At 43.7% G+C, this 20,113-nt stretch carries 21 protein-coding genes and 2 pseudogenes; 20 read left to right on the top strand and 3 right to left on the bottom strand.

Going from position 1 to position 20,113, the window contains the following annotated elements; genetic code table 11:
• The first annotated feature begins 180 nt into the window (after positions 1-180).
• The 6 genes and pseudogenes from QMD66_02695 (at position 181) to QMD66_02670 (ending at position 8,650) form a co-directional block, all read left to right on the top strand.
• On the top strand, positions 181-5,607 hold the full coding sequence (locus QMD66_02695) for a cobaltochelatase subunit CobN (protein ID MDI6821772.1): 5,427 nt from the start codon (positions 181-183) through the stop codon (positions 5,605-5,607).
• Positions 5,608-5,614: 7 nt separating this feature from the next.
• The gene (locus tag QMD66_02690; protein ID MDI6821771.1) at positions 5,615-6,316 is read left to right on the top strand and encodes a DUF2162 domain-containing protein; all 702 of its coding nucleotides are present in this window, start codon (positions 5,615-5,617) and stop codon (positions 6,314-6,316) included.
• Positions 6,317-6,410: 94 nt separating this feature from the next.
• Complete coding sequence (locus QMD66_02685) at positions 6,411-7,082, top strand: MotA/TolQ/ExbB proton channel family protein (protein ID MDI6821770.1); 672 nt, start codon at positions 6,411-6,413, stop codon at positions 7,080-7,082.
• Entirely contained in the window at positions 7,036-7,371 is a 336-nt protein-coding gene (locus QMD66_02680; GenBank protein MDI6821769.1) for a DUF2149 domain-containing protein, read from the top strand. The genes QMD66_02685 and QMD66_02680 overlap by 47 nt, the downstream gene beginning before the upstream one ends.
• A gap of 159 nt (positions 7,372-7,530) precedes the next feature.
• A pseudogene (locus QMD66_02675) lies at positions 7,531-7,629 on the top strand (IS1595 family transposase).
• A 337-nt stretch (positions 7,630-7,966) separates the two neighbouring features.
• Positions 7,967-8,650 carry a transposase gene (locus QMD66_02670; GenBank protein ID MDI6821768.1) on the top strand — a complete coding sequence of 228 codons (684 nt, stop codon included), beginning with the start codon at positions 7,967-7,969 and terminating at the stop codon, positions 8,648-8,650.
• A gap of 106 nt (positions 8,651-8,756) precedes the next feature.
• On the opposite strand, the gene QMD66_02665 is transcribed toward QMD66_02670, so the two are convergent.
• A complete protein-coding gene (locus QMD66_02665) occupies positions 8,757-9,944 on the bottom strand; it encodes an IS256 family transposase (GenBank protein ID MDI6821767.1) in 1,188 nt (395 codons plus the stop codon).
• 183 nt (positions 9,945-10,127) lie between these two features.
• Here QMD66_02665 and QMD66_02660 point away from each other — a divergent pair, with 183 nt between their 5' ends.
• The 6 genes from QMD66_02660 to QMD66_02635 are packed head-to-tail and all read left to right on the top strand — an operon-like array spanning position 10,128 to position 15,241.
• Complete coding sequence (locus QMD66_02660) at positions 10,128-11,246, top strand: ABC transporter permease (GenBank protein MDI6821766.1); 1,119 nt, start codon at positions 10,128-10,130, stop codon at positions 11,244-11,246.
• Between the two features lie 56 nt (positions 11,247-11,302).
• Positions 11,303-11,983 (top strand): ABC transporter ATP-binding protein, encoded by a 681-nt coding sequence (locus QMD66_02655; protein MDI6821765.1) that lies wholly within the window; start codon positions 11,303-11,305, stop codon positions 11,981-11,983.
• 10 nt (positions 11,984-11,993) lie between these two features.
• Positions 11,994-12,479 carry a Fur family transcriptional regulator gene (locus QMD66_02650; GenBank protein ID MDI6821764.1) on the top strand — a complete coding sequence of 162 codons (486 nt, stop codon included), beginning with the start codon at positions 11,994-11,996 and terminating at the stop codon, positions 12,477-12,479.
• Positions 12,480-12,483: 4 nt separating this feature from the next.
• Complete coding sequence (locus QMD66_02645) at positions 12,484-12,720, top strand: FeoA family protein (GenBank protein MDI6821763.1); 237 nt, start codon at positions 12,484-12,486, stop codon at positions 12,718-12,720.
• Positions 12,717-14,414: a ferrous iron transporter B gene (locus QMD66_02640; protein MDI6821762.1), complete on the top strand. Its 1,698-nt coding sequence runs from the start codon at positions 12,717-12,719 to the stop codon at positions 14,412-14,414. Before QMD66_02645 ends, QMD66_02640 begins: the two co-directional genes overlap by 4 nt.
• A gap of 5 nt (positions 14,415-14,419) precedes the next feature.
• On the top strand, positions 14,420-15,241 hold the full coding sequence (locus QMD66_02635) for a DUF364 domain-containing protein (protein ID MDI6821761.1): 822 nt from the start codon (positions 14,420-14,422) through the stop codon (positions 15,239-15,241).
• Here the strand turns inward: QMD66_02635 and QMD66_02630 are convergent.
• On the bottom strand, positions 15,216-15,452 hold the full coding sequence (locus tag QMD66_02630) for a hypothetical protein (protein ID MDI6821760.1): 237 nt from the start codon (positions 15,450-15,452) through the stop codon (positions 15,216-15,218). The genes QMD66_02635 and QMD66_02630 overlap by 26 nt on opposite strands.
• A gap of 62 nt (positions 15,453-15,514) precedes the next feature.
• Here QMD66_02630 and QMD66_02625 point away from each other — a divergent pair, with 62 nt between their 5' ends.
• The 7 genes and pseudogenes from QMD66_02625 to QMD66_02595 all read left to right on the top strand — a co-directional run bounded on the left by QMD66_02625 (position 15,515) and on the right by QMD66_02595 (position 19,295).
• Positions 15,515-15,934 carry a GIY-YIG nuclease family protein gene (locus QMD66_02625; GenBank protein MDI6821759.1) on the top strand — a complete coding sequence of 140 codons (420 nt, stop codon included), beginning with the start codon at positions 15,515-15,517 and terminating at the stop codon, positions 15,932-15,934.
• A 306-nt stretch (positions 15,935-16,240) separates the two neighbouring features.
• On the top strand, positions 16,241-16,744 hold the full coding sequence (locus QMD66_02620) for a ZIP family metal transporter (GenBank protein ID MDI6821758.1): 504 nt from the start codon (positions 16,241-16,243) through the stop codon (positions 16,742-16,744).
• A 282-nt stretch (positions 16,745-17,026) separates the two neighbouring features.
• The gene (locus QMD66_02615) at positions 17,027-17,434 is read left to right on the top strand and encodes a MerR family transcriptional regulator (GenBank protein ID MDI6821757.1); all 408 of its coding nucleotides are present in this window, start codon (positions 17,027-17,029) and stop codon (positions 17,432-17,434) included.
• A 47-nt stretch (positions 17,435-17,481) separates the two neighbouring features.
• The gene (locus tag QMD66_02610) at positions 17,482-18,309 is read left to right on the top strand and encodes an Mrp/NBP35 family ATP-binding protein (protein MDI6821756.1); all 828 of its coding nucleotides are present in this window, start codon (positions 17,482-17,484) and stop codon (positions 18,307-18,309) included.
• Between the two features lie 45 nt (positions 18,310-18,354).
• On the top strand, positions 18,355-18,684 hold the full coding sequence (locus tag QMD66_02605; GenBank protein ID MDI6821755.1) for a NifB/NifX family molybdenum-iron cluster-binding protein: 330 nt from the start codon (positions 18,355-18,357) through the stop codon (positions 18,682-18,684).
• A gap of 17 nt (positions 18,685-18,701) precedes the next feature.
• Positions 18,702-19,076, top strand: a complete 375-nt coding sequence (locus QMD66_02600) for a 4Fe-4S binding protein (GenBank protein MDI6821754.1) — start codon at positions 18,702-18,704, stop codon at positions 19,074-19,076.
• 9 nt (positions 19,077-19,085) lie between these two features.
• Positions 19,086-19,295: pseudogene (locus QMD66_02595) on the top strand (DnaJ domain-containing protein).
• Positions 19,296-19,481: 186 nt separating this feature from the next.
• On the opposite strand, the gene QMD66_02590 reads toward QMD66_02595, so the two are convergent.
• Positions 19,482-19,733 (bottom strand): hypothetical protein, encoded by a 252-nt coding sequence (locus tag QMD66_02590; GenBank protein ID MDI6821753.1) that lies wholly within the window; start codon positions 19,731-19,733, stop codon positions 19,482-19,484.
• A gap of 53 nt (positions 19,734-19,786) precedes the next feature.
• On the opposite strand from QMD66_02590, the gene QMD66_02585 reads away from it, so the two are divergent.
• Positions 19,787-20,089: a DUF5320 domain-containing protein gene (locus tag QMD66_02585; GenBank protein MDI6821752.1), complete on the top strand. Its 303-nt coding sequence runs from the start codon at positions 19,787-19,789 to the stop codon at positions 20,087-20,089.
• Positions 20,090-20,113 lie beyond the last annotated feature (24 nt).

Below are 20,113 nucleotides of genomic sequence, written 5' to 3'. Positions count from 1 at the left end.
GGTTTTTTTATTTGTCTAGCCAGTCCGTGGAGTGCAGGGGCAGACACCTCATATCCTCTGGATCCGCGGTGCTACGGGCAGGCAGGCATTTGAGGGGCTTCCTGCCTGCCCCAGCATAGCAGAAAGTTTGAGAAGTTTTTCTAAACAAAATTATTTTGACCAAGAGGGGATGGGGTGATTATGAATAAGCGCAAAATATTGATACTTTCTCTTTTAACGGCAATTCTTTTGATTGGATTACTCTTCTGTAGCCAGGTATGGGCTGAGGAGGTGACACAAGATCAAACTGGGTTGGCTGAAGCAACTCCTGAGATGAGTATATCTTCAAGTGAATCTGCTCAAACCTCGTCGGCGGAACTGTCGCCGGTAGGCACGGTAGACACGACGGGTGAGGTAACCGACGAGACTACGAGTCCGGCTGATCCTACAATAGGTCAGCCAAGTGAAGAACTAGAGAATTCAACATCAGGTACAGGTATTGTAGATGAGAACAGCACACCTGCAGATAGTGATTCTGATACTGGAACAGCCCACCTGCCATCGCCTGAAGGTGAAACTGATGATGGACAGACAACTGGTGAAGAGGCCGTAGCCCCTGAGGAGGATGCTAACTCCGTTTCTGTTGAAGGGTTTTCTGAAGGTGAAACTGCCAATGAGCCTGCGATCAATCTGGTCGACCCCAGAGTTCTTGTTATCCACTCATCGACTAGCACAAAAATGACAAATGACGCAGCACACAATATCATGAGATTAATAGATGGCGAAAATTATAAAGAAAAGGGTCTGTCAGAGCGGCTAGTGAATTTTGACATCCGTACCACCACTCAGATTGGTCAAATGAGTCCCGATGAGCTTAAAAGTCTGATCGAAAATGCAGATATCGTTATCTGTGAATGGATGTTTGAGCCCGGCTTAAGCAATTTCAAAAATGTCATCAACGCCAATCCAGATATTGTTAAAAATAAGCCCAATAAAATATTTCTTGTGCTACAAAGCTACTTGGAATTGACCAAGTTAAGTCAAATAAATGGAAAGCTTCTTTTTGATGGAGTTCCAGATAGCATTATTGGTGACACCAGCAAGAAGGGTACGATTCTATATGACCTTAAGAACGCAAACACTGAACGACTAAATGACTATAAAGCAAAATATTATCCACAGATCAGCGATTGGATAGACGCGGGGCTTTATTTTGCACAAGGTGGAACGGTGAATTATGAAAATCAATTCAAATGGCTTTTAAAAAAGTACACTGAACTCAACGGAGACAAATGGCCTCCCGACTGGAATCCAGCGCCACCATACACTTTACCAAAGGAAATGCTCTACAGAGATGGGAAAATTTTTACAAGTTTGGGTGAGTATTTAGCTCAATACCCTCTTGACCCCTCAAAACCTACAGTGGGTATCGTGGAATACACCAGTCCCATGCTCGCCGGCAACATGGATCACTTCCAAAGCATGATAGATAAGCTCACAGAAAAGGACCTGAATGTAATACCTGTAGTCGGAGCTTATTCGGGGACAATCGGAGATCAACCCGTAAATATCTATTCTGCCATGGTGAAGTTCTTCACGGGTGCTCCTTCTACAGCGGAATATGAGGCAAATCCACAAAACTACCCATCAAAAATCGATGCTTTAGTGAGCTTCTTCTACTTCTCACTTGGCTCCGGTTTTGTGGATCAAACAAATCAGTTTTTAGCCAATATCAATGTGCCGGTTTTTAGGGCTATGACCTCAACCAAAAGAACAGAGGGGGAGTGGTTGGCATCCGATGATGGACTCTTGTGGAGCGACACTTACTATCAAATTGCCATACCCGAGACGCAGGGCATTATTGAGCCCATATTTGTAGCTACGACCGAAAAAGAGATGGATCCAATAACCGGTGCTGAGTGGGTCAGCTACAAAGCAATTCCAAAGAGGATAGAGAGATTAGTAAACAGGGTCTACAACTTGTTGCAATTAAGAATTATGGATAATGCGGATAAAAGAATAGCATTGATTTACTACAATTATCCACCTGGGAAACAAAATATCGGTGCGAGTTATTTAGCAGTTCCAGCAAGTATACTTGAAATACTACAGAGGTTGAAACAGGAAGGATATAATGTCGGAGAGATTCCACAAAGCGTCGATGAATTTGTGAGTATCATGCTTGAACGAGGGATAAACGTTGCCAACTGGGCACCGGGGATTCTTGAAGAACTTGCAAATAATCCTAACACGATTCTCTGGGATGTAGATGAATATATAGCCTGGTTTGAAAATCTGGATTCAATAGCCAAAAAGCAGCTTGTGGAAGGACCGGTGGGATACATCGAGGAGATAACCAAGGTTGGAGTGAAGTATGGAGCGACAGATGAAACTGCAAAGGCTGCAACCATAAACACCATAGAAAAATGGACACAGGAGATGATAAGTCTTGCCAATACTTATCCAGAAAAGTCTCAGCAAGCTATTGAACAGATAAATAAAATGAGTTCTGCATTGAAACAAATTATGGATGGTGAAGATGCATGGGATGCATTCTACGAAGCAAAGAACACCTTCTTGGCACTGGCAATTCCTGGGCTCATTGGCTGGGGGGAACCACCAGGAAATGTGATGGTAGTTAAGAAAGACGGAAAAGAATACTTTGTTATACCTGGGATGTTCTTTGGAAATCTTTTTATAGGTCCTGAGCCACAGCGGGGGTGGGAGGCAGATGCCAGTAAGTTCTACCACAGTACAGTGGTTCCACCACCTCACCAGTATTTAGCTTGGTATGCTTGGGTAAATGAAGTGTTTGATGCCCATGCACAGGTGCACGTGGGAAGGCACGCTACCTATGAATGGCTTCCCAGAAAGCAGGTCGCTCTGGCAAGCTTTGACTATCCGGACATAATGATTGCGGATACTCCTTCGGTTTACATCTATATCGTGGATGGTGTTGGGGAAGGGCTACAAGCTAAGAGAAGAGGGTATGCGGTGATAATAGACCATCTGACGCCGCCACTGAAGACCACCACCCTTTACGGAGAATTTGTGGAGCTTAAGGGGCTGGTCGATGACTATGAGAAAACACCCGCAGATAACCCCATGAAGGAAGAGTACAAGACCAAGATAAAAGAAAAGATAAAGGAGCTCAATCTCTGTACAGATCTTGGTATAGAAGACCCAAATAATATTACCGATGAAGATATTGAGAAACTTCACGAATACCTCATGAACCTGCAACAGACTCTCATGCCTTACGGTCTACATACTTTTGGTAAATCTTGGACCGATGCGGAGATAGCGTTATTGGCTGCGGCAATGGTTTCAGCAGATGGTGGGATTGATAGTCCATCTCTACAAAGGCTTTTAGCTCAAGAGAATGGTTGGGACTTTGATAATTTAACCTTAGACCAGGCAGAAAAGTTGAACAATCGAGCACAAGAATGGATGCTTCTGTTAATAACCGGTCAAAAAGCTGCGGCTGATTTAACTTCCAAACCGCAACTTCAAATGAAGTTAAATGAGGCAAAGGGTTACGCGGATAAAATAAGGGCAAGCTTCGGCTCCGAGTTGGATGCTCTCATCGAGGGGCTCTCTGGTGGTTATATTACTCCATCCAGCGCAAATGATCCCATAAGAAATCCGGAAGCAATACCCACGGGGAAAAATTTTTATGGAATCTCCGAAAATCTTTTGCCAACCAAGGTAGCCTGGAGTCTCGGAAAGAAACTCGCAGACATGGCTTTATCTCAACTTGAGAGTATCCCGGAGAAGATAGCAGCGGTTGTCTGGTGCGTTGAAACAGCAAGGGATGATGGAACCATGGTCTCATTCGTTCTCAGAATATTGGGAATAGAGCCAACCTGGACCAGAGCCGGAAGTACAGACAAGATGAAAGCCACTTCTTTGAGCACGCTGTTGTCTGATCTCAATGCCATGAGAGCTTCCAAAGGGCTTTCTCCTTTAACAGAGAGACCTAGAATCGACGTTGTGGTTACAACCAGTGGTCTATTCAGAGACTTGTTTGGAAGACTTTTAATCAACATGGACCGTTCTTTTAGGGTAGCTTTGGCTGCTTCTTATGACAAAATAGTGGAGCAATATCCAGACTTGCAACCAAGTCTTGATTACGCATTACAACCATTGATAGATGCAAAATACACAGGTTTTAAGGGAAATGATCCAATTGAGCAAAACTACATCGCCAAGCACTGGATTGAGCTTACCCAGAAGTATGTAGACCTTGGAATACCAGCAAACGATGCTGGAGAGCTTGCCATAACAAGAATATTTGCTCCACCCGTTGGTGATTACGGCGCTGGGGTAAATAAAGCTGTGGAACAATCCTGGACCTGGGAGAATAGAGATCAAGTGGCAGATGTTTATCTCAACAGAATGAGCCATTCCTATTCTGAACGCGGTTGGGGTAATACTAACATAGACTTATTTAAAGATTTACTCCAGGGAATAACCATTGCTTATCATAGTAGGAGCACAAATCTCTATGGCGTATTGGACAACGACGACTACTACGATTACTATGGTGGGCTTTCCATGGCTATAGAGAAGGTAAATAATGGCCAGGCACCCAGTTTAAATGTTCTTTACTATGCCAATCCAGCAAATCCTCAGGTTACTTCATTGCTACAGTTTATGACCAGGGAGATGAGAACAAGATATTATAACCCAGAGTGGATTCAGGGGATGATGGATGAAGGCTACAGTGGTGCAAGAACCATATCGAATAAGTTTGTGGCTTATTTGTGGGGTTGGCAGGTTACCAATCCAAACATGGTGCAAGACTGGATGTGGAATGAGGTAACGGATGTTTATGTGAGAGACAAATACAACCTCGGGGTAAGCGAGTGGCTCTCTCAAGGAAAAAATGCCTATGCTATGATTAGTATTACCGGTACTTTACTCACCGCTGCTCAAAAAGGATTCTGGCAAGCTGATGAGGTAACTCTAAAGGAAATCGCCAATACCTGGGCAAATCTCATCGCCCAACATGGTCCCAGTTGCTGTGACTGTAGCTGTGGTAACATTGCAATGATGAAATGGGCGACGAGTTTCGTTAACTCAAATCTTCTTTTAGCTTTACATCAAGCTCTTTTAACCGCTACTGGTCAGTCCATACTCACCCCGGAACAGCTAGAGGCTTTACTTCCAAAGCCAGAGCAACCACCAGTGGTTTCACCGGGACATCCTCCTGAGACATCAGCTCCAACCACGCCAGTCACCCGCGAGACACCAGCTGGAATCGCAGCCATGCCCGGCATTCAGGAAGCCTTGAGGGAAGTTGTGGAAGCTGCGGCGATGGCACCAGTGGTTTCACCGGGGACAAGACCCAGCGAAACACCCAGAGCTTATGCGGCGCAGGTCTCACCACCAATTTCGGCAGGAGAAACTCCCGCTGAGGCTGGAAAGGCACCCTCGCCGGGACCAAGCGCAGGTGAGAAAAGAGCTTATGAAGTCAAGAAGGCTGGGGTAGGAACCCCCGCCCCTGGCAGGGGATGGATACCTTTAGCTGCCATTCTAGGTGTGCTCCTCTTTGTTAGCTTAGGGGTCATTGGCTACTTTAAGGAGAGCATCCTGGCATTTCTGATCAGGATCATGAGGAGGTAAATATCTGATGATTGCGATGCTTTGGCGAATAGGCATTCTTTCTGCCACCATAATCTTTGGAATAAAAATTGGGCTTGCTCTGGGATTTAGTGGACTTTCCAGGAAAGTGGCTATCCTTATTACTTGCGTATATTCTCTGGCTTTGTTAGGGCTGGTGATCCTGGTCTCAAAACACCTGAATTTTCTTCACAAACTAGCTTCTACCTACAATTATCTCATCTTCATCACGATGTCTCTAATTATCTTTGGGGCCGGACTCCATACGCTCAGGGAGTGGAAGGTTCACGGAAAGAATAAAGCTACTACTTGTTGCATTGCTCTTGCCGCCCCCTGCCCTTGCTGCTACGCTTCAGTTTTAATGACAATTGGTCTCGCCTCTCCGGTTATTGGCGTGTCCTCAGCTATCCTGGGCAAATATACCGCTCTTGTCCTGGGAGTGACTATCTTTACTACTTACTTTTTATCTGAAGGAATTGTGAAATTGACCAAGAAACCTTATCCCGTCCTTTTAGGGAATTTAATGCTCCTTGTGGGCTTTTATTTTTTAGCCTCAGCTATAATCATGCCTAATATAGCTAGCTTGCAAAAGTTTAGGATGAGCCCCTTAACCATCCCATCAATTAAAGCATCCCTAGCCGGCGTGGTATTTGTAATATTTCTGGGGGTATTAGGTTTTTATAAATCAAGAAAGAAAAGTATATTGAGGTGACCCTTCGACTATGCTCAGGGTCACTCTGACCCTTCGGCAGGCTCAGGGTCATCCTGAACAGGTTGAAGGATGAAGAAATGGAGGAGTGATTCTTATGATTGTTCCAGGGAGTGAATTCTTAAGCAAGGCTTTACATTTAATTTCACAAAGCTTACTCATCCCCGATATTATAGGGCTATTGATCTGCATAACCTTTGCCGTCATTGAGCTGGGCAGTCTGGTTTCAGAATACTCGCAAAGAACAAAAGTAAGCGGTGAAAAAATTAGTGAGATAATCAAGAAATTGCATGAAACGAGTGAGATAAGAGAAGTAATTTCTGCTAATACTCTTTCACAGAATCAGAGAAATATCCTGGAGAAAATAGTCTCTCATGGTCATCTCACCAACAATTCTCTAAATACCCTGGCCCGAAAGTTGATTGAGGAAGAGGAACTCAAGGCGGCTCAAACACTGGAGAAAACTGATATGCTTGCACGCTGGGGTCCTGCCTTAGGACTTATGGGAACTTTAATACCACTTGGTCCAGGCCTGGCAGCTTTAGGTAGGGGCGATGTTCAGACCCTAGCTCAAGCAGTGATCATTGCATTCGATACCACCATCGTTGGATTGGCAGCAGGTTGCATCGGCTATACGATTTCTAAAATTAGAAAAAGATGGTATGAGGAACACATAAGCACCCTGGAGGCTCTGGTAGATCCTTTACTGGAGGTGTTAGAAAATGATAAGAAAGCGGAAGATTTTACCCAGATTAGAAGAGGATATTAATCCCATGTCTGGAGTGGCTAACCTGGTAGATGCCATGCTCGTCTTCGCCTGCGGCCTAATTGTAACGCTTGTTCTCTCCTGGAATCTGCAGAATGTGATCTTTAAAGACACATCTCTGGAAGAAAGGAGAAGAATGATGGAGGCAATTAAAAGGATAGTCAAGATAGAGCAGGGTAAGGAAATCAAGACCCCACCGCCTCTGGTATCGGGAACAGGTGAAGGTTATGAGGAAATGGGCGTAGTATATAAAGATTCCAAGACCGGCAAGCTGATCATGGTCAGCCCTTAAATTTAGGTGATTCCCACCTAACTGGTACTATGATATGATACCTTTATGCTTGATAACCAGACAATATCCCTGGCAACTAGTTTGCCAAAAAGTAGACGACTTTTTGTCAAGCTCAGATGGGGCGGAAGGATCTGTTCCCACAATCTCTTTAGGGAAGCCATCTATGACGCTTCTCTCGCCGAAATGGAGGCCCTCTCCGGAGAACTTGAGCTCGATGAGTCCCTCTTTGGCGGGAAAAGGAAGGGCAAAAGAGGTCAAGACTTGGCTCTATCACTATCAAAAAGTCCTTGATAGATTCCGCTTTAAAGGATAATTCCTCTGAATCCAAGGTCATCCTGATCTCAATTGATGATTCCATGACCAAAAAACCGAAGACAAGCAAGCATTTTGAACCAGTCGATTTTCACTTCAACCACACAGAAGGGCTCTCGTCTTTTGGGCTTTCCTTTCTAACCATGCATGTTAAGATCGGCAAGCACTCCCACGTCATTGACCTGAGGCCATACTTGAAAGAAAGGACGGTTCGCAAGTTAAACAGGAAGCGTCCCAAAGAGAAAAGAGTAAAGTTTAGGACCAAATATTCTTTAGCAAAGAGATGCTTGCTGATTTAGAACCACTCCTCCCCAAGGACAATCAGATCTATGTTCTCTTCGATAGCTGGTATGCCTCAGCTAAGCTGATCAAATTCTGTTTCCGCAAAGGTTTTAATGTCATCTGCAGGATCAAACATAACCGAAAGCTTAACGGTAAGAGGGTCTCATCTTATGCCAAGCGCTTAAGGAACAAGAGCTTTAACAAAGTGATGTTGAGCTCCGCTACCCACCTCACATCCACTTTTAAGGGCTTCATAAACGATTTCGGTGAGGAGGTTAAGGTGATCATCTCAAAAAGGCACCCCCGGGATAGATACCCGGAGTACTTCTTGTCGACAGATACCTCCCTTAAAGCAAAAGAAGTGCTGAATTACTATGAGAGGCGCTGGCAAGTAGAGATCGACCATCTTTACCTTAAGACTCGGTTGGGTTTGGGAGACTTCAGACTAAGAACGGTTGAGGGCATCACCAAATACCTAACCCTTTGTCTTCTAGCCTTAGCTTATCTTCAGCATCGTTTGGTTAAGGACGCTCGACTCAAAAACATCTCTCAAGTAATCTTCAAACATCGCCAGGAACACTTCCAGCTGTTTCTAAAAGAGGTCTGCAAGATGACTCTTGAAAAAGTTCTCTTGAACCAGTACTTGAAAGATTTATGCCAAAGGCAGCGTGATATTCATTTGTGAATGAGCAATTAAATTTGCCAAACTATAGTATAGCATATAAAACATATGAAAGTACGCAATTCATATAGACGAAAAACTTGGCCATAATAAAATTTTAAAGGTAGTGTCAAGATAATTGTGTAAATTCCTTCAAGGGTTTCTTCTCCCACTTAGAATTCAAGTAATGAATAATGCCATAGATGATTCTGTCGACACTCCTATAGTTGGAAAATGAGCTCATTGGTCTTGTTCTTCTTCTTACTTCTCTGAAAGATCTTTCAATGATGTTGGTTGTTCTTATCTTTATCCAGTGCTTTCTAGGAAAGTCCATGAAGGACAGGAGTCCATCTATGTCTTTTTCCAAACACTCCACTGCTTCAGGATAAGATTTGCGGTAAGCTTTTGCCCACTCCCAGTATAATCTTAGTGCTTCTTTTTTGTTTTCTGCCTTATAGATAGCTTTTGCACCTTTTAGTACCTCTTCTTGCTTTCTCTGAGGCAATTTATTAGCTACATTGCGTAATTTATGAACCCAACAGCGTTGTATAGGAATGTAAGGATAGACAATATCCAAGGCTTTTAAAAGTCCAGGGCAGCCATCAACTATTATGAGACTTAGATGTTTTCCTTTAAGACCTCGAGAGTAAAGATCATTTAAGAAAGCCTGCCAGGCTTCTTCAGATTCAGACCTTGCTTGTCTAAAGGAGATAAGTTCTCTTTTTCCTTTACAAGTTATTCCATGGGCACAGAGCACTATTCTTTTCTTAACCTCCAAGACGTTTCTTGCCTTTAGGGTAATGCCATCTAGAAATAGATAGAGGTATTTATCCTCTATTAATCTTTCATGATACTTTTTAACTTCTCTGTCTAAGCTCTTGCAGATAGAAGATACAGTGGTTGCAGAAACCTCAAAGCCTAAAAGAGGTCTTATGACTTCTCCTACTCTTCTTGTTGATACTCCGGCTAGAAACATATCCTTTATGGTTTGCTCCACTTCTCTTTGTCTTCTCTTGTAATATTCAAAGACAGTAGGCTCAAAGCCCCCATCTCTGCTTCGGGGAACTTCGAGTTCTGTTATGAGTCCCAGAGAAGTTTCTAAATCCCTAAAATAACAGCCATTGCGATAGCTTATTCTATTTTCAGTTCTTTCGTGCTTTTCTGCTTGAAGGTAGTTTACCATCTCTACTTCTAGAACCCCTCGTATGAGTTTCTTTAATACTTGTTGGGCCTCCAATTTCAAATCTCCCCAGATATTCTCTTCGTCCTTGACCTCCTTCCATAAATCAGTTAGTGTTAAATCTGCTAAATCTTTCATGGGTGTATTCCTCCTTTGTTTTTTACTCTATCTTGGGAGAATACACCCTAAATATTTCTATTAAAAGAATTTACACACAATAGTTTACGTTACCTTTTTATTGAAAGGTTGACAAAAGCCCTCAATTTAAAATATAATTGAGAATGAGAATTGTTCTTATTTATTTCTAAAAAGAGTAGAGTTATGTCATTTCTCACCCTGATATTCAGGAATTTGATTAGACACAGAACCAGAAGCTTGCTCACCGCTTTGGGTATAAGTATTGGAATCGCCACTATCGTTACCCTGGGTATCCTTGCTGCAGGCTTAGAGAGCAGCTTTGAGGATTTAATCACCACTGGCGACGCTGACTTCATAGTAGGACAAGCAAACGCAGCTGATTTAATTGTTAGTTCAATTGCTGAAAGGAGGGTAAGAGATGTCAGGAGGATAGCCGGAGTAGACGATGCAGTGGGAGTGTCAATGGGAGTTATCCAACAGGAGAACATCCCTTATTTTATGATGCTGGGGATAAAAAGAGCTGATTTTGATGTTGCCGGAATCAATATCACAGGGGGGAGAGCATTCAAGGCAGAAAGTACTGATGAAATAGTATTGGGAAAAATTGCCGCCAGCAATTTCGAAAAACAGGTGGGAGATCAAATTAATATTGGCGGCGAGGAATTTCTGGTCACAGGAATATATGAAACAGGCAACGTCATGCAAGACGGAGGTGCTTTTGGTTCTCTTAAGACCGTGCAGAAGCTCTTCAAAAGAGAAGATGAGGTTTCCATGATTTTTGTTAAAGTTGCTAGAGGTGCGGACATTAATGAAGTTGCAGATCGCATTGAAAAGACCTATCCGGGAAAGCTCGTGACCGTAAAATCCGTTGATGAAGTTAGTAAGGTTGATCAAGGATTTAAGATGATGAGTGGGGCAAGCTGGGCTATCTCTGTTTTGGCTATCATCATCGGAGGAATTGGAGTAATGAATACGATGATAATGTCGGTCTTTGAAAGAACACGAGAAATAGGGGTTTTAAGAGCATTGGGTTGGAAGAGAAGAAGGATCTTGAATTTGATCCTAGGAGAAACTCTGTTTATTAGCTTGGCTGCAGCTGTTATAGGAATCATCTTAGGAATTATTGGAATCAAAGCAATTATGCTGGCGCCAGCGGTTAAGAATTTTCTTGATCCCGTTTATTCAAAGGAAGTATTCATTAGAGCCTTGCTTGTGGCTCTATTAGTTAGCATCGTAGGCGGATTTTATCCCGCCTACAAAGCATCTAAATTATCACCCATGGAGGCGCTTAGATACGAATAACAAGCTCCCAACTACTTACTAAACAGATACTAACTAATCGAATGGTGAGGTGCTTGATGAATAAGACGATAATAAGGACGAAGAATTTGGTGAAGATTTTTGAAGGGGGGCGAGTGAGGGCTTTGGATGGTGTTAATCTACAGGTATCTGAGGGTGAATTTATTTCCATCATGGGTCCCTCTGGTTCAGGGAAGTCTACTTTACTTAATATGCTCGGCGCTCTGGATCGACCCACAGAGGGAAAGGTAATTGTGGATGATGTTGATCTTTCAAGAGTTAAAAAATTAGATGAGTTTAGGGCTAAGAAGATTGGTTTTATCTTCCAGCTGCATAATTTAATTCCCACTTTGACAGCTTTAGAAAATGTTCAGATACCCATGTTTGAGACGAACCTGTCGCGTGCAGAAAGGAGAAAAAAAGCAGAAAAATTGCTTAGACTGGTTGGATTAGGGGAACGTCTACACTTTACTCCCACTAAGTTATCCGGGGGAGAGAGACAAAGAGTTGCCATAGCTAGGGCATTGGCTAATGATCCCAAAATTATACTGGCAGACGAGCCAACGGGAAATGTCGATTCTGCCACAAGTGATGAAATTGTGCACTTACTTCTAAAGCTTAATGAACAGGGACAAACCATCATTCTGGTCACTCACGACGAAGAGATGGCTGAGCACGCCAAGGTCGTTTACCATTTGAAAGACGGAAAGATTTTAGAAGCACTGGAAAATAATACTTAGGAGTTTTCAAGTGGACAAGTTAGATGAATATTTTAGAAAAATGAGGTCGCGAGGTTTTAAATTAACCTCTCAGCGAATTCGCATCCTAAAAACTCTCAGCAAATTACAAAAACACTTAGAAGCGGAGGAAATTTACCGATGGGTTAACCGGGAAAGTCCGACAATTGGATTGGCCACTGTTTACCGTACCTTAGACCTGTTTGCAGATTTGGGGATAGTAAAGGTATTAGACTTTGGAGAGGAACATCGTCATTACGAGATTAGTCCAGAGCACCACCATCATCTGGTGTGTTTAGAATGTGGCAGGGTTGAGGAGTTTGATGAGCAGATGATTGCCCGACTGGAAATGGTCAACAAGCTTGAAGAAGATTTAAGCGAAAGGTTTGGGTTTAAGATCATCGATCACCAATTGGAATTCTATGGTTATTGTTCAAAATGTCGGAAAATCCAGACGAATCCAAAGAATTTTAAGAAGAAAAAGGAGATCACGAGGTGAGATTATGGAGATAACCTTAGATGAACTGAAAGTTGAAAGACCTGCGGAGATAAAATCCGTAGTGGGTGGATTCGGTTTTCAAAGGAGAATAGCGGCTCTAGGTTTGAGAGTTGGCAAGATTGTGCGGAAGGTAGCCTCCGAACCTTTGAGGGGTCCCATCGTTGTCGAGGTTGATGGGACCCGTGTTGCTTTGGGAAGGGGCATGGCCATGAAAATTTTCGTCAAGGAGATTGGGGAATGAAGATACTCCTCATGGGGAATCCTAATGTGGGCAAAAGTGTCATTTTTTCCAGGTTAACGGGAACCGATGTCATTGCCTCAAATTATCCCGGTACCACGGTGGAATTTACCAAGGGTACCATGAAGCTCAATGGGGAGAGGGCAGAGGTCATCGACGTCCCGGGGACATATACTCTTGAACCCATCACAAAGGCGGAAGAGGTAGCTGTGGAGATGCTACATGAGGGAGATGTAGTTATCCAGGTCGTTGATGCCACAAATTTGGAAAGGAATTTGTACCTCACGCTTCAACTCATAGAGAAGAAGGTGCCCTTAATTATTGCACTTAATCTTTGGGATGAAGCTAAGCATATAGGGATAAGGATCAATGTAAAGGAGCTTGAGAAACTTTTAAAGGTACCGGTAGTGCCCACCGTTGCTGTCACCGGTGAGGGAATCAAGGAACTAGTCTCCCGCTTGCCACACGCAAGGATTTCAGCTTATAGAAGTACTGACCACGAAAAGTGGGCGGATATTGGAAAGATGATAGCGCAGGTCCAAAGCGTCACCCATCGCCATCACACTCTTATGGAAAAACTGGGAGATTTGAGCATCAAGCCTGCGACGGGAATTCCTCTCTCCATACTCGTCATGTATCTTGCTTTTCAAATCATAAGATTCATCGGTGAAGGATTAATCGGATATGTATTTGAGCCTCTATTTGAACTTTACACACCCCTGGTTATGAAAATAAGTCAGCTACTAGGACCTGGATTTCTACACAATATCCTGATTGGAACTTTAATAAAAGGGGAGATAGACTATGCTCAGTCCATGGGGGTCCTCACTACGGGCTTGTTTGTTCCTTTTGCAATGGTTTTGCCTTACGTATTCTCTTTCTATTTGGTTTTAAGCTTCGTGGAAGATTGCGGTTATCTTCCACGTTTAGCTGTGTTAATCGACAATGTTATGCATCGATTGGGGTTACACGGTTCTGCAATAATTCCCATGTTGCTCGGTTTGGGGTGTAATGTTCCAGGAATTTTAGCCACAAGAATTTTGGAAACGAGGAGACAAAGATTCATCGCTGCTACGTTAACGGCTATATGTGTTCCTTGCACAGCTATGCTTGCCGTCGTTGCTGGTTTAGTAGGCAAATACGGACCCCAGGGTTTAGGAATAGTTTTTGTTACTCTCTTTATAGTCTGGGTCATCCTCGGTACTTTACTGGATAATCTTCTTAAAGGGGAAAGCCCAGAAATATTTTTAGAGATTCCGCCTTATCGAATTCCATACTGGGGAGCTCTCTTAAAAAAGCTGTGGATGCGAATAAAATATTTTCTGAAAGAAGGAGTTCCCTATGTACTGCTGGGAGTATTTATTGCTAATGTTCTGTATACCTTGGGAGTAATTGATTTTGTCGGAAGAATAGCTTCACCAGCGATAGTGGGACTTTTAGGTCTTACTAAAGAGACTGCCGCCGCTTTGATCATTGGATTCCTCCGCAAGGACGTGGCGGTGGGGATGTTATTGCCTCTTGGCTTGACCATGAAGCAACTTATCATTGCAAGCGTAGTACTAACAATGTATTTCCCCTGCGTGGCTACCTTTGCAGTTCTCGTTAAAGAATTGGGAGTAAAGGATATGATGAAATCGGCGGGGATAATGATAGTCGGTGCCATCCTGGTGGGAAGCCTACTCAATCTCATCCTATAATTACCATGATATTAGATGAACTCCTGGCTCAATTACACAACCAGATCCCTAAGCCTCCAGAGGTAAATCGCATTTCCATTGGTGATCGTTATGTTGCGGTTAAACTTGGACAAAAAGCCGGTGTTGCATATAGACCAAAGATGGATTCGATACCCATTGAGTTGAAAGATGGCTTCCACCTCGCTGAACTGGCTCTAAGTAATAATTTGATGGAGCGAGCCACCGGAATTGCCACCATAAATGCCCTCTCCTGGCTGATAATACCCCAACGATTAAAATTCAGGCATGGAGACCCCACTGAGTGTATAGATATCCAGGGCAGGATTATAACGATGATTGGCTTTTTTACCCCCTTGGTAAGGAGATTTGCTGTTGCACAGGAAATCAGAGTAGTTGAGCGAGAGTCTTTCCTGTCTGGTGAGCAGACCTGCCCGTCCGGCAGGCGGGCCCGCTGCTTATCCGAAAGACAAGCATCAAAATGTCCAAATGTTAGATATTTTACCCCTGCTCAAGTCGGTGACGCGGTGAGGGGTGCCCACGCCGTCATAATCACGGGATCGGCGCTGGTTTATGGGGGAATAGAGGATTACTTACAGCGAGCTAAAATTTCGGAAGAAGTGATGGTGGTCGGGCCCACTTCTTCAATGCTTCCCGAACCGTTTTTCATGAGGGGGGCGACCGCGGTAGGCGGAATTGAGATATTCGATGCCAACATGCTCATGGACATTGTGGAGAGTGGTGGTGGGACCCGTGACATAATCGGCAAGTGTGCCAGAAAGATATGGTTTAGAAGAGAGGATTTCACCGATCAACTAAGATGTATTTAACAAGATGGGTTAACACTATGGTCGGGGTGAAGTGCTCCGAAAACACCCCGAAGAACGCTGTCGCGTCTACGGGGCAGGCGCAGTTAAGGCCATTTACCCTGTTGGCGAGTGAAACGAGTCCTTCGGGGCCGCTCGGGTCTCGCCTCGCTATAAAACTGTGAATCTGTTCAAAAGTTTTCATAGGCGAGGCTCCGACACGTTTCTTAAGCACTTACCCCTCCCTCGAATGCCTAAAATGCAAACCTAACTCGTTGATAATAGAGATAATTTAAAATGAAAGGCGTTTATGGATTATTGCTGAAATTACCCAGGGATGACGAATTTGAGATAGGCAAACTTGGGCCGGTGGAGTTTAAATTCGGATATTACGTATACATTGGTTCAGCTCTGGGTAGCCTAAAAGCGAGAATTAATCGCCATAGGAAACTTAAGAAGAATCTTCGCTGGCATATCGATTATCTTGTAGCTAAAGCTATAGTGGTGGAGATTATTTATGCTGAGACTACTGAGAAGAAAGAGTGCAATATCGCTCGGGGTTTAAGCAGATACTTCAATTCCATTGCGAATTTCGGCTCTAGCGATTGTGGTTGCCAAAGCCATCTTTTTTATTTTTCCAGCCTTGATGATTTAAGGAGAATTGTTAGGGGAGTATTGAATGAGAATGGGTTATCTCCCAAAGTATTTGTGGGATGAGTGAAACAGTTTGATTTAATCTTCCCAACGAATCAAAAAGGAAAGATATCACATTTACGTTGCAATGACCAGTGCAGTTAATCATGGAGAGAAATGGGACTAATAATATTTCTAATCTTTGTGGGACAAACTTTAGGAGCATTAATAGGCCTCATTAAAATACCAAGTAAAATTTTTTTATACGGGTCTTTGGCTTTTGCTGCCTCAATGATGATTTCAATTTCCGTTTTCCAATTGATCCCAGAGGGTTTAAGAATCGCATCCTCAGTTTCGGTGGCAATTTCATTTTTAGCTGGGATATTTGTAATGAGGTGTGTGGATTATCTATTGCCCCATGTTAACCCGGAATTGGTGAAGAAAGAGAAGCCATCCGTTAAAAGAAGCGTTGCCATGCTCGTTATCGGTATAGCTTTGCATAATTTACCCGAAGGCCTGGCGATTGGCGTGGGTTTTGCGATAGCATGGAAGCTGGGAATCATAATTGCATTGGGAATTGCGATGCAAGACATCCCGGAGAATATTGCAACCGTTGTGCCCTTATACGGAATAACGCGAAAAAGACTGAAATCCTTTATGATACTCACCACAACAATATTATTTGAATTGGTCGGATTCATTATAGGTTATTATTTTTTAAAAGAAGCTTCATCGTATGTGCTGGGAATTTCCCTGGCTTTCGCCGCGGGGTTCATGGTTTATATTTCCGTGGAGGAATTGCTACCATCAGCTCAGATCAGAGAATATCCTAGGTTGACAACTGCCGGAATAGTTTTGGGTCTCGTATGTACTTTATTAACGACTTTAATATGATAATCGGGAATCATAAAACCTGGAGTACAGCATGAATAGAATTGGCATTAAGATTTCAAAGGTTAGACCCTCGGGAGTAAATAGGATTGATAGGCGAACTACGCATTGCAATATGATTGCCAGAGCTAGGCTTGATGCCTTTAAGAGAAAATGACTTAGGAGGTTTTAAGGATGGAAAAGCCGTTTCCTCCATGGAAATATTGAACTATTATCTCAAAAAAATTCTTGAAGTTTTTTACAAATATTATTTGTATATTATAATGGAAGTGTCTTTGGAGGTGTATGATATTGATTCCTGAGGAAGATAAGCCCGTATTCCCGATCGGCATCGTGGCTGAAATGCTAAAAGTTCATCCGGAGACTTTGAGAATTTGGGAGCGAAATGGAATTATTCATCCCGCTCGTCAGGGATACCGAAGGCTCTATTCCAGCCTGGATCTTAAGCGTTTAGGTTTTGTTCATAATCTAATTGAGAAAGATGGACTTAACCTGGCTGGAGTGAAAAGGTTTATCCAGATGTACCCCTGCTGGCAGAGGAAATATTGTTCTGGAGGCAGACCCAAAGGGTCAGGTCAGCGCATAAATCCATCAAAACCTTGTTGGAAAGAACTCGGAACTTATTGTTTAAAACCTGTGGATAAAGCCGAGTTTTGTTCAGGTTGTAGATTTAGAAGAAGGGAACGTTGTTGATGAGCTTTGGGAGCTTTTTAAATAACTAAAGTTGGGGGCAAGCAAGGATGGATCATCGTAACCAAGATACTAATACCAACGAAAAAGTACAGAATCGATCAAGTCGGAAATCGCTCAAACCTCGACCGAGGAGCGGAATTAATCGCTGTATCGCTGTTCTGAGCGGTAAGGGAGGTGTAGGTAAGTCTCTGGTTACAGGACTCTTGGCCGTCTCTCTTGTAGACAAAGGCTTAAAGGTGGGTATTCTGGATGCCGATATTACGGGACCTAGTATTCCAAAGATGTTTGGTTTGAGGGAGAGAGCTTGCTTGGTAGGGTGCAACTTGTGGCCAGCTATAACACGCAGAGGGATAAAAGTCATGTCATTGAATTTATTGTTGGATAATGAGGAAGATCCAGTAGTTTGGCGAGGACCGCTAATAACTAAGGCCATTCAACAATTTTGGGAACAGGTTTTATGGGGTAAACTCGATTATCTACTAATTGATCTTCCACCTGGTACTGCCGATGCTTCGCTTACTGTAGTGCAATGCATCCCTCTCTATGGTGTGGTCATCGTCGCCTCTCCGCAGGAATTAGCGGTGATGATCGTTAAGAAGGCCATTCGCATGGTTGAGCACATTAATATCCCTATTTTGGGTTTAATCGAAAATATGAGTTATGCGGTTTGTCCTAAATGCGGCGAGAGATTGGAGCTTTTTGGAAATAGCCGAGCTGAGGAAATATCCGCTAGTATGGGCATTACTCTTCTTGGAAAGCTCCCCCTTGATTCCAGAATTTCTCAGCTTTGTGATGCCGGAGAGATAGAAAAATATCGCGATAGTTCCTTCGAAAAGGTAGCGGAACATTTTATCTCTGGTTTTACCCCAAGGTAAAGATGTGAAGGCGTACATAAAGGTAAGAAGGAGGGAATTTACACGATGAAGGTCGCCATTGCGACGGATGGAGTCGAAGTATCACCACATTTTGGGCGATGTGCTACCTATACCATCGCCGAAATTAAGAACAATCAGATCATAAGTAAAGAGGTAATAGCGAATCCCGGACACGAACCTGGATTCTTACCCATGTTTCTTGCGCAGAGAGGCGTGGGTTATGTAATCGCAGGTGGTATGGGTCCCAGGGCAAAGACTCTTTTTGCCCAGCATGGGATTGAGGTGATCACCGGAGCTTACGGGAGAGTGGACAGCGTGCTTCAAGGGTTTCTGGAGGGAACACTCGAAGTAGGCACCGACACTTGTGAACACTAATTTTTGAGGTGAGATGCATGTTTTTTATTGATCCAGAGAGGTGCACTAGCTGTGGAAATTGCATAGAGGTGTGCCCCATGCAAGCGATTAGTATACAAAACGAGAAAGCTGTAATCGATACCGATGAGTGTGCAGAATGTGGCATTTGTGTGAATGAATGTCCCAATGGTGCTATCTATGAAAGGGAGGTTGAATCGGAAGTGGAAAGGCGGGAGGCTGGTACCACCAGAAGTAAAGTTGATCCTGAACAAATGACTGGTTCCCGTATAAGTCAAGCAATTCTTGGAAGAGGCGGGGGCATGGGTCGCGCAACCGGAGGGAGAGGACTCGGCATCGGTCGAAGAGGCAAAGGTATAGGCCGAGGTCGACGTGGTCGTGGTAGAAGATTTTAACGGGTGATGATGTTTCGTGGATTAGAACTTGAAAGAAAAGCCCGTTTTATATTGGGTGTTACCTTTGGTGCTGATCATCGGGAGGTAAAGAGAGCTTACTTTCGCTTGGCGATGAAGTATCATCCCGATAAGAATTCAGGGGATAAATCTTCGGAGGAAAAATTCAAAGCCATATCGGAGGCCTATGAGATACTCACCTCGATGAAGAACCTGAGGAGCTACGTCCTCCTCAATTGCGATATTGACTTTGTGCATTCACATCGTGTGAGGAGTTACGAGGATTGGTGGAAAGAAGCCTATGGTGGCTTTGTCTGGTGAGGTCCCATTTTCCGAGATTGCTCCTTTGAGGCAATACGGGGCATTTATCGCCATTAAAGCGGAAAGGTCATAAGCGAGATGAATGATTTAAGGAAGGGGTGATTGAAATGTATGGTCGAGGTTTTGGTATGGGGCGAGGAATGGGAATGGGTAACCCCTATCCATTCTGTCGGTTTTTCCCATGGCTTCCGCGGAGATGGTGGGCTTATGGAATGACACCTTATGCACCGGGGCCGATGCCCTATCCTGGCTATACACCTCGTATGGCTCCACCTGGAGTAGCTTACCCGCCACCATCAGTCTATGCTTGGCCGTGGAGAATGCCCTATGCTCCATCATGGTAAGGTCTTAGAAATTAGAGGGGAGGGATGAAGGATGCCAAGGGGATATAGATGGATGTATTACGCAACGGGGCTCCCCGGTTGGATGCGTTTTGGCTTCAGCCCAGGATGGTGGGTATAAGTCCCTATGGTTTGGGACCCTGCGCCACTTACTTAATGACCGGAAGATGGCCTCTACCTTGGCCGTCCTATGCTCCAACGATGCCCTTCGGTCCAACAGCATTCGCTCCTCCTTACATGACACCGGAGGAGGAGCTGGAAATGCTCAAGGATCAAGCTCAATTTCTGAAGCAGCAGTTGGAGCAAATAGGCGAGAGAATCAAGGATTTGGAGAAGAAAGCCAAGGAGAAATAAAAATCAGTGCACATAATTCGAAGT

This window comes from Actinomycetota bacterium (genome assembly GCA_030018275.1).
Taxonomy (GTDB): Bacteria; Actinomycetota; Aquicultoria; order Subteraquimicrobiales; family Subteraquimicrobiaceae; genus Subteraquimicrobium.
The sequence above is the reverse complement of the archived record's forward strand: the minus strand, read 5'-3'. Positions and strand labels throughout refer to the sequence as shown.

Excerpts from the sequence above, each read along its gene's own strand:
- QMD66_02690 (MDI6821771.1), top strand. The coding sequence starts at position 5,615 with ATGATTGCGATGCTTTGGCGAATAGGCATTCTTTCTGCCACCATAATC.
- QMD66_02640 (MDI6821762.1), top strand. The coding sequence starts at position 12,717 with ATGAAGATACTCCTCATGGGGAATCCTAATGTGGGCAAAAGTGTCATT.
- QMD66_02660 (MDI6821766.1), top strand. The coding sequence starts at position 10,128 with ATGTCATTTCTCACCCTGATATTCAGGAATTTGATTAGACACAGAACC.
- QMD66_02615 (MDI6821757.1), top strand. The coding sequence starts at position 17,027 with ATGATATTGATTCCTGAGGAAGATAAGCCCGTATTCCCGATCGGCATC.
- QMD66_02625 (MDI6821759.1), top strand. The coding sequence starts at position 15,515 with ATGAAAGGCGTTTATGGATTATTGCTGAAATTACCCAGGGATGACGAA.
- QMD66_02695 (MDI6821772.1), top strand. The coding sequence starts at position 181 with ATGAATAAGCGCAAAATATTGATACTTTCTCTTTTAACGGCAATTCTT.
- QMD66_02610 (MDI6821756.1), top strand. The coding sequence starts at position 17,482 with ATGGATCATCGTAACCAAGATACTAATACCAACGAAAAAGTACAGAAT.
- QMD66_02600 (MDI6821754.1), top strand. The coding sequence starts at position 18,702 with ATGTTTTTTATTGATCCAGAGAGGTGCACTAGCTGTGGAAATTGCATA.
- QMD66_02685 (MDI6821770.1), top strand. The coding sequence starts at position 6,411 with ATGATTGTTCCAGGGAGTGAATTCTTAAGCAAGGCTTTACATTTAATT.
- QMD66_02585 (MDI6821752.1), top strand. The coding sequence starts at position 19,787 with ATGGATGTATTACGCAACGGGGCTCCCCGGTTGGATGCGTTTTGGCTT.
- QMD66_02670 (MDI6821768.1), top strand. The coding sequence starts at position 7,967 with ATGCTTGCTGATTTAGAACCACTCCTCCCCAAGGACAATCAGATCTAT.
- QMD66_02645 (MDI6821763.1), top strand. The coding sequence starts at position 12,484 with ATGGAGATAACCTTAGATGAACTGAAAGTTGAAAGACCTGCGGAGATA.
- QMD66_02680 (MDI6821769.1), top strand. The coding sequence starts at position 7,036 with ATGATAAGAAAGCGGAAGATTTTACCCAGATTAGAAGAGGATATTAAT.
- QMD66_02635 (MDI6821761.1), top strand. The coding sequence starts at position 14,420 with ATGATATTAGATGAACTCCTGGCTCAATTACACAACCAGATCCCTAAG.
- QMD66_02665 (MDI6821767.1), bottom strand. The coding sequence starts at position 9,944 with ATGAAAGATTTAGCAGATTTAACACTAACTGATTTATGGAAGGAGGTC.
- QMD66_02605 (MDI6821755.1), top strand. The coding sequence starts at position 18,355 with ATGAAGGTCGCCATTGCGACGGATGGAGTCGAAGTATCACCACATTTT.
- QMD66_02590 (MDI6821753.1), bottom strand. The coding sequence starts at position 19,733 with ATGATGGAGCATAGGGCATTCTCCACGGCCAAGCATAGACTGATGGTG.
- QMD66_02655 (MDI6821765.1), top strand. The coding sequence starts at position 11,303 with ATGAATAAGACGATAATAAGGACGAAGAATTTGGTGAAGATTTTTGAA.
- QMD66_02620 (MDI6821758.1), top strand. The coding sequence starts at position 16,241 with ATGAGGTGTGTGGATTATCTATTGCCCCATGTTAACCCGGAATTGGTG.